Origin of the sequence: Bacillus stratosphericus, assembly GCF_020524495.1 — a bacterium.
GTDB classification, from domain to species: Bacteria; Bacillota; Bacilli; order Bacillales; family Bacillaceae; genus Bacillus; species Bacillus stratosphericus_B.
The window spans coordinates 1-7,262 of record NZ_JAIVLB010000065.1; the positions used below are offsets into that span (position 1 = coordinate 1).

The following is a 7,262-nucleotide window of genomic DNA, read 5'->3' on the forward strand; positions in this document are numbered from 1 at the left end:
AAATAACGACGTAACGAAGAAGGCGCGAGAAAGAAAGGCGCTTCATGAGGTCGGCAAGTAGTAGCCGGAACTTTTGGCGGTTGCTTACGTATAAAAACGTAGGTAGCCGTCTTACATAATTGTATTGCTGTCGATATAAATAACAAAGTATAATGTAATATAAAGGGGAGGGAGGAAATTACTATGGAATCTGCAACCTATAAAATATTAATGTGTTTAGGAATTTTAGTAGCAGTTGCCGGAGTTATTGCTGGAATAACTACATACGACCAGGATGTGGTCGACCATGCGTCAGCAAGCAAAAAAGTATACTATGATAATTTAGATAGTGATTTCGCAGAAACAATGTACGAAACCGACAAGTTAAGAGCTGATACTATGAGGTTGTTCGTTATGTTAACTATAGGCGGAGGTATTGTTATTGGGGGAGTGTTATTTGGTATTGCGATGATACTAAAGGTGCTTATTAACCGCAGAGACTCTGCCGATCAGTCAGAGAAGAGACTTCAGGAACTGATAACTGATTTAAGAGCAGCAAATTAGCACTAAGCCCCTTCCTTAACCGGACGGGGCGTTTTTTTTTGTTTCTACGAAAAATCACTCTCGTACCTCCACTACCTCTCCGATGTCTGTAATGTCTAAAGTCTTCATTATTTTAAATAAAATCAGGCGGTTTATAGTCGTTCTGCTGTTACTACACAATTCACTAACACTCGCCGGTCGTATCCCTGCCTCTTGAGCCAGTTTACTTCTCGACCAACCACGTTCTCTCAGAACCTCGTCGATTTTATCTGTTTTCACATACAGCACGCCCCACACCTCATTATTACAGGATTATTAGTTAATTTTATATATAGTATACTGCAATTCCGTAATAGGGTAAAGAAAAAACATGTTGACATTACGCAATTTCGTAATATAAAATAATGTTACGATATTACGAAAAGGAGTAATGATACTATATGCATTACTTAGCCGAACACCAAACGTTCTCATCGACGCAGGCCCTAAACGCGGCCGTCTACGAACATATCAAACGGAACGCATACGACCTAACAGATACGGCGCGGGCCGCACTTAAGCAGATCGCACGTTATGCGGTCAAGTTCGGAGGCGCAGCGCATCTCAAAGCGGAAACTCTAGCCGACCTTATCGGTAAGTCGATCAAGACGGCGCGCCGCGTGCTTAATCAATTGGCCGCGTTGAATATCGTCAAGAAGGTCGCAACGACCCGGAAAATCAACGGAGGCAAGGGCGCAAACATAATCGTCATCTTACCATTAGCCGTGAATGACCAGTCGACAGTGACCACTCGCCAAGAGCCGCAAAACGCCGATGTACCAACGGTTAAAACGTCCAAAACCGAAAATGAACCATCGGATTCTATTAATCTTAAAAATCAAAAGCACGTTAAAGATACGGCTGCGGTTCCGGCTGAAGCGCTGAAAAACTCGTTGCCAACGGAAATCTACAACGCAATGAGTCGCTACTTTGACGCAGCAGATATTTATAAATACTACGGCTTGTTATTGCGTGCTAAGGCTTCCGTAGATCCATCGCTAATGATCGAGCAAGACCCGGAGCCATTCGTAGATGCGTGGCATAAGACGATACTTAAAGCGAAATTGAACGAAATTAGCCGTTTTGATGACTACGTATACGCTAGCTTCCGGCAAGCCGCATGGACGGTAAAAGCCCGTGAAAATCGTGTGAAAAACGTTGGGCTATTGGCGGAGTTCGAATCGTTCCTCCAAGCGGAATAGATTGCGTAAGAACATTTGTTCGTGTTATACTTTCGTCATAGATAACGAATAGGACCGAAGGAGGAACCACGAATGACATTACGCGATAGAGGGACGATGAAATGGACGTCTATATTCTTGCCGGAGCACATTGCGCAGCTTAGGCGCCTTAAATCCGAGATTGATCACGCATATGAGCGGAAGCCGTCGATTGATCCGGAGCAGTGGTCGGACTTTGAATCGAAAATACAGTACGCATACAGGACCGGTCAGGCTTGCGAGATCCGTTACTGGCGGAATTGGGTAGCGAAAAGGGTGAGCGGCGTGATTGAATCCGTTGATCCTGTCGGAGGAGCATTGCGGGTTGATGGCGTAGAGGTGCCGTTTAGGGAGATCGTGTGGGTGGCGTTGGAGGACGTGTGATCGTTGGTAACAATTTGTTACGATCGACGGAAGACATGATTTGCTCGTCGCAAATTGCGAAGACCAAACGACTTTAAGATTAGGAGGAAGGCGTTGTACATTCCGTTTAAGGACATGTGAGATCCGATATTGAAAGTCGCTTGAATACCCGAAGTTTATACGTTAAAATAAAAACGGTCAAATGTTCGGTAAATGACCGACTCAATGTCCGTTTCAATTAACGGAGTAGAAGCGAATTACAATTACGTAAAATTAATCGATAGATTAACGTCGGTCGGGAGTTCGAATCTCTCCTGGGACGTCTATAGTATCCGGTAGGATTCGATTTATAAAGTGTGAAAAAGAAGAAAACCCTTTATCATTAAGGGTTTTCTTTTGTTTTTTATGTGATTGGAATTACGTGAGTAAACGTTTGGAAACGATATTATTTCATTTCATTTTGCACAAAATTTGCACTCGTTTTATTCAGGAGTGCTCTTAAGTGATAACATTTGTTGGAATAACACAAGTGTATTTTGAGTGTCCTCTTCTCGAAGCTCTTTAACTACGTGTGCATAATATTGTAGGGTAGTATCAATGCTTGCATGGCCTAGCCTTTCAGATACATAATAAATTGATATTTTTTTATAAAGAAGTATACTGGCATGAGTGTGCCTTAAACCATGAATTGTCACCGGTTCAATCTTTAAGTCATTCAGAGTTTTTCGTAATATTTTATTTGCAAATTCGTTTGTTAAGACCTTCCTTGGATTCTTAGGACTAACGAAAATTAGATCGTGTTGATTGTTTGTTATTTCGTTAAATAATTCTCGAAAGAGGGTCATTGTTCTAGTATCTATTTTAATCACTCTATTAGAAGGGTCATTTTTTGTAGATGTAAAACCTCTTCCTGTTTTATAATCCCAGGTTTTATTAATTGTGATTTCATTTAATTGAAAATTGAAATCTTTTTTAGTTAATCCGACTAATTCAGCGAAACGCATACCAGAGGTGAGAGCAAGAATAAGCAGATAATATCCGATAGATCGATCTTTCCGAAGGTAAAGTTCATTTAGAAGGAATTGACTTTCTGAATAGTTTAAATGCTTTTCTTCTGGTCGCTTTGATTCCACTTTACCAATCAATTTCGCTTTTCTAGTGAAGTCTATTTGGATGATTCCCTCCTCAATCGCTTCTTGTACACATGCTCTAATGTGAGTGTTAAGCTTTCTGACGGTTTGCTTAGCATGTCTAGATCCAAAATCATTTAAAAATTTTTGATATTCACGTTTACTTATATCATTGATGTATCTTCCGGAAAAATTTTCTTTTATTGTTTGAAGGGTAGTATTATAGCTGTTAAGGGTAATATCTTCTATATCGTTTTTATAAACCTCCACCCAACTTTTAAAATATTCATCAAATGAAATTTTTGTTAAGCCAGGGTTTTTAAACTGTCTCAATCTATCTTCAACCTCTGCCGCAGCCACTTGAGCTTCTTTTTTAGTTTTAAACCCTCCTTTTCTAATAGGTTTTGGCTTAGCGCTAACACAATATTGCCATGTTTTACCTCGTTTTTGGAAACTAGCCATTTCTTCCCTCCTGATGGAAACTACTTAAGTAATAAGATAGCATCATCCGTATCTAATGAAAAGACTGTCTTTGCATTCATAAAAAATGTAAAATGAGGTATAATAAGTATCGTAAGGAATAAATTACACACTAAAAATCTAAAAATTCTAAATAAATCCAACATAATTCGACAAAATTCTTGAAATTTAAGTGGTAAAATGTGATTGGAAAGGTGATGTTATGGTAGTCAAAGAAAAACCTAATATCGAACATTTACATGACTTATTAAAAAAGAGTAACGAAACTCAAAAAAACTTGGCTGACAGAATCGGTATAAGTGAGAGTTATCTAAGTAAATTTTTTTGCGGAAAAGAAATCGCCTTTTGGATGATACGAAAAATAGTTCATGCAATAGCCCCTGATGATGAAACTAGAATTATGAAGAATTATTTTTTGAGCGGGGTCAAAAAAAAGAATTTCGCTCCATCCTTGGAATACTGTTATTCCAAAAAGCTTTTTGATGTTATCGATTTTTTAATAAACGATAAATACAAAGATGATATATGGTCTATTATTTATCGCCTCATTTTGAAATATAGATTAGAATTAGGCAGCGAAGAATTTCGAAATAAATTAAATAAATTACAATCCACAGGAACCGAAACACAGACTCTTATCGATATTTTAAAAATGTATCTCAATTATGATGTAGGTAAATATGAGATAACACTTTTCCAAATAGAGAAAATAAAAGAAAAGATTAAAGATATCAACGATCCATTTCTATCATTATCCTTTTCAGCTAGATTAGAAGAAGTATTAATAAATATCTATCTCAAACAGGAAAATAACGTAGAGAAAGCTAGATGTTCAGCTTATGTATTGCTTAAAGACGACATTAGTTTAAATTTAAATTTACAAGCTTATTACACACTGGGCCTTTCTTATATGATTGAATCATACGAAACATCTTTTCACTACTATCAAAAATGCATAAACGTTTTAAAAGAACACTCAGATCGGATTAATGAACTAATCCAAAACAAAGAAGAAATAGCAATTTTGCAGAGGTTTTGGAATAAGCCTATATGTGAACAATATCAAGTGACTCAATTCGCAAAAACTCTTGCATCAGGAGAAAATCTCAATCAATTCTATGAAGACAATTTTTATAGAAAATACGCTCTTCTTTTAGATGGAATTAAGGAAAAGTCAAAAGAGAAATTATTGCTTTCTTTGTTTCTTTTCACAGAGGAAAATGACAGGTTTCGCGCAAACCTTCCTAAGATTCACTTGATAAATTTAGGAATTGAATTTAATATGGGTTAGTAAGGAGGTGGAAGTATGAAGAAATTTTCAATCTCTGTTTTAGTTTTCGGCACAGCGTTATTCGTGCTCTTTAGCTCCCCATTGACATCTTCGGTAATTTCAAAAGGAGTTATACAGACTGCCGAAATTAAAGTAGGAGCCTAAATCTTCACCTCAAAAAGCCCGATACTGAATTTTAAAAGACGTTGCCTTAAACAGGCACCGTCTTTCGTGCTTTTTGGGGTAATTTCCTTTTTGTCTAAAAAAACAAAAATGGAAATTCTGAAATTTTTATTCATTTAATCGCACTAATAATATAAAATTAAACTCACGAAACAGAACGTATGATCTATTTTAGGAGGGTTCATTATGGTTGTTCAACTAGAAGAGTTTTTAGATAAGATTATTAATGATTTAAACAAAGATACGAAAAAGAAAAAATGCGGGTGACCCTAATTTTTTAAGTGTTTTTCTTTTAAAGCTCTTAGGTCTTCCAAATACCTTGCTAACAACTCAAGTTCCTCTGTCGTAACTTTTTCACCTTTTTTGTCAACGATATTTATTTTTTTGAGATCTTCAATTGATATGGTGGGAGAAGTAAGAATTTTTTTCTCTGATTCACTGTAATTGTCCCAACTTTCATCATCAAAAAACAAAACAGATTTATGTACACCAAAAAAGTCAGCGATTTTTTCAATTGTTTTTACAGATGGCTGTTGAGCATTGCGTTCGATTTTAGATAAATAGCTATAAGTGATACCTATTCCCTTCGCCGCCTCTTCTAAGGTTTTATTATGTTCTTTCCTTAGACGTTTGACCGCTTGTCCCAGCGTTTCGTTTGTCATTCTGTACACCTACTTTTTTTATAAAAACATACTCCCTATTTAATAATAATTATAGCATATGATTTTCCTGTCGGGAAATTTATTCGAAAAACAGCTTGTCAAAAGTATAATCCCTGTGTTAATCTTGAATTGTCCTTATGGGACAAAAAAGGAAGTGAATTAAATGATCGATTTTGTTAAGTTCGGAATTCTTGTTAAGAAAAAAAGAAAAGAATTCAACTTATCACAAACAGATTATGCTAGGATGCTTGGGTTTACAACATCATACATTTGTAAGATTGAGAACGGAAAGGCAAAACCTACTTTACAGACAATTGAACAAATTTCGAAAAAAATCGGTATGAAAATAACTATTTTTTTTGAAGTTTAATTGTCCTGATAGAACAATAAGGGATGGAGGATGAAATGTTGGAACAACTTCTTGATGTCAATCTGTCAATACCAATTCCAGCTGACAAAATTCTTATAAGCAAAGTGGAACTTCAAGAATTAAGAGATCAATCACTTTCTGGAGTTTACTGGAGTATGAAAGATCTTGAAAAAAAGACATCACGAAAAAGCGAGTGGATAAAAGAAAAAATACTATATCCAAGTCGTTTTCGTAAAATTTTAGACTCTGAAAATGGAGGATATGTTTTTTACCCAAAGTCAAAAGGGCAGAACTGGAGTTTTCACGCAGCCAAAACCGCAGCTTTCTTAGATAAACATTTTACTGAGATATTTAACGGTCAGTAAATATTCCAAAAAAAGTGGAGGGTTATTTGGTAGGGAATTTAGATAATTTTATACAATTTTTGGAAATTTATTAAAGTCAGAAGAACTGAAGCAGAAGATAGATGAGTATATAAAAACTACTTGAAACAAAATTTAAATCGAAGAGGGCTTATTTGAAAGAGAAGAAAATTTGTTATGGGGGTGTAAATTGAAATGAAATTTGAACTTGAAGATTCTGATCTTGAAAAAATTATAAATAGTATTATCGCAAATGTGAGTGCTGCATTAATTCCGAAAATTGAAGAGATGTTTATGGTTATCTCGTCTCAAGATGAACTGCTAACAAAAAAACAGGTGTACGAAAACATCTTAAAATGTTCTGCTGTTACAGCAGAAGAACTTTACTTTAATCGACCGGATTTCCCAACGCTTGATTTACCTAGTTTACCTGGCGCCCCACGTCAGCATAAAAGATATTCACGAAAGGCTGTGGAAGCTTGGATTGCAGCAAACACAAAGGGGCGACCATAAAACTCAAATCATTGTAGTGAATCAATTCAAATACGGTGGAGGTTAGATCATGAATAAAAAAAAGTGAACCAAAAGTTCAAAGTAAAAAAGAGAAAAAAAGCAATCTGTTTGTCGGAGAAGTTTTCTTTTGAACAGAAGACAGACGAGG

General features: G+C 36.1%; 10 protein-coding genes. 7 read left to right on the forward strand and 3 right to left on the reverse strand.

Features of this window, described 5'->3' with window-relative positions; all coding sequences use genetic code 11:
- Positions 1–183: 183 nt before the first annotated feature.
- A complete protein-coding gene (locus LC033_RS16025) occupies positions 184–543 on the forward strand; it encodes a hypothetical protein (protein WP_226570143.1) in 360 nt (119 codons plus the stop codon).
- 54 nt (positions 544–597) lie between these two features.
- Here LC033_RS16025 and LC033_RS16030 read toward each other — a convergent pair whose 3' ends face one another.
- Positions 598–819 carry a helix-turn-helix domain-containing protein gene (locus LC033_RS16030; protein WP_312887878.1) on the reverse strand — a complete coding sequence of 74 codons (222 nt, stop codon included), beginning with the start codon at positions 817–819 and terminating at the stop codon, positions 598–600.
- Positions 820–962: 143 nt separating this feature from the next.
- Here LC033_RS16030 and LC033_RS16035 point away from each other — a divergent pair, with 143 nt between their 5' ends.
- Together LC033_RS16035 and LC033_RS16040 are read left to right on the forward strand one after the other, a co-directional pair.
- Positions 963–1,763 (forward strand): helix-turn-helix domain-containing protein, encoded by an 801-nt coding sequence (locus LC033_RS16035; protein ID WP_226570145.1) that lies wholly within the window; start codon positions 963–965, stop codon positions 1,761–1,763.
- A 72-nt stretch (positions 1,764–1,835) separates the two neighbouring features.
- On the forward strand, positions 1,836–2,165 hold the full coding sequence (locus LC033_RS16040) for a YolD-like family protein (RefSeq protein WP_226570146.1): 330 nt from the start codon (positions 1,836–1,838) through the stop codon (positions 2,163–2,165).
- 461 nt (positions 2,166–2,626) lie between these two features.
- Here the strand turns inward: LC033_RS16040 and LC033_RS16045 are convergent, their stop codons facing one another.
- The gene (locus tag LC033_RS16045) at positions 2,627–3,736 is read right to left on the reverse strand and encodes a site-specific integrase (RefSeq protein WP_226570147.1); all 1,110 of its coding nucleotides are present in this window, start codon (positions 3,734–3,736) and stop codon (positions 2,627–2,629) included.
- Positions 3,737–3,956: 220 nt separating this feature from the next.
- On the opposite strand from LC033_RS16045, the gene LC033_RS16050 reads away from it, so the two are divergent.
- On the forward strand, positions 3,957–5,045 hold the full coding sequence (locus tag LC033_RS16050) for an AimR family lysis-lysogeny pheromone receptor (RefSeq protein ID WP_226570149.1): 1,089 nt from the start codon (positions 3,957–3,959) through the stop codon (positions 5,043–5,045).
- Between the two features lie 431 nt (positions 5,046–5,476).
- Here the strand turns inward: LC033_RS16050 and LC033_RS16055 are convergent, their stop codons facing one another.
- Positions 5,477–5,869: a helix-turn-helix domain-containing protein gene (locus LC033_RS16055; protein ID WP_226570151.1), complete on the reverse strand. Its 393-nt coding sequence runs from the start codon at positions 5,867–5,869 to the stop codon at positions 5,477–5,479.
- 163 nt (positions 5,870–6,032) lie between these two features.
- On the opposite strand from LC033_RS16055, the gene LC033_RS16060 reads away from it, so the two are divergent.
- From LC033_RS16060 to LC033_RS16070, 3 genes are all read left to right on the forward strand, one after another.
- Positions 6,033–6,239: a helix-turn-helix domain-containing protein gene (locus LC033_RS16060; protein WP_226570154.1), complete on the forward strand. Its 207-nt coding sequence runs from the start codon at positions 6,033–6,035 to the stop codon at positions 6,237–6,239.
- 38 nt (positions 6,240–6,277) lie between these two features.
- Positions 6,278–6,604, forward strand: coding sequence for a DUF771 domain-containing protein (locus LC033_RS16065; protein ID WP_226570158.1), 327 nt, complete (start codon positions 6,278–6,280; stop codon positions 6,602–6,604).
- Between the two features lie 192 nt (positions 6,605–6,796).
- The gene (locus tag LC033_RS16070) at positions 6,797–7,114 is read left to right on the forward strand and encodes a hypothetical protein (protein WP_226570156.1); all 318 of its coding nucleotides are present in this window, start codon (positions 6,797–6,799) and stop codon (positions 7,112–7,114) included.
- Positions 7,115–7,262: the final 148 nt, after the last annotated feature.

Coding starts and splice junctions, on each gene's coding strand:
- LC033_RS16045 (WP_226570147.1), bottom strand. CDS start 3,736: ATGGCTAGTTTCCAAAAACGAGGTAAAACATGGCAATATTGTGTTAGC.
- LC033_RS16040 (WP_226570146.1), top strand. CDS start 1,836: ATGACATTACGCGATAGAGGGACGATGAAATGGACGTCTATATTCTTG.
- LC033_RS16055 (WP_226570151.1), bottom strand. CDS start 5,869: ATGACAAACGAAACGCTGGGACAAGCGGTCAAACGTCTAAGGAAAGAA.
- LC033_RS16025 (WP_226570143.1), top strand. CDS start 184: ATGGAATCTGCAACCTATAAAATATTAATGTGTTTAGGAATTTTAGTA.
- LC033_RS16070 (WP_226570156.1), top strand. CDS start 6,797: ATGAAATTTGAACTTGAAGATTCTGATCTTGAAAAAATTATAAATAGT.
- LC033_RS16060 (WP_226570154.1), top strand. CDS start 6,033: ATGATCGATTTTGTTAAGTTCGGAATTCTTGTTAAGAAAAAAAGAAAA.
- LC033_RS16035 (WP_226570145.1), top strand. CDS start 963: ATGCATTACTTAGCCGAACACCAAACGTTCTCATCGACGCAGGCCCTA.
- LC033_RS16050 (WP_226570149.1), top strand. CDS start 3,957: ATGGTAGTCAAAGAAAAACCTAATATCGAACATTTACATGACTTATTA.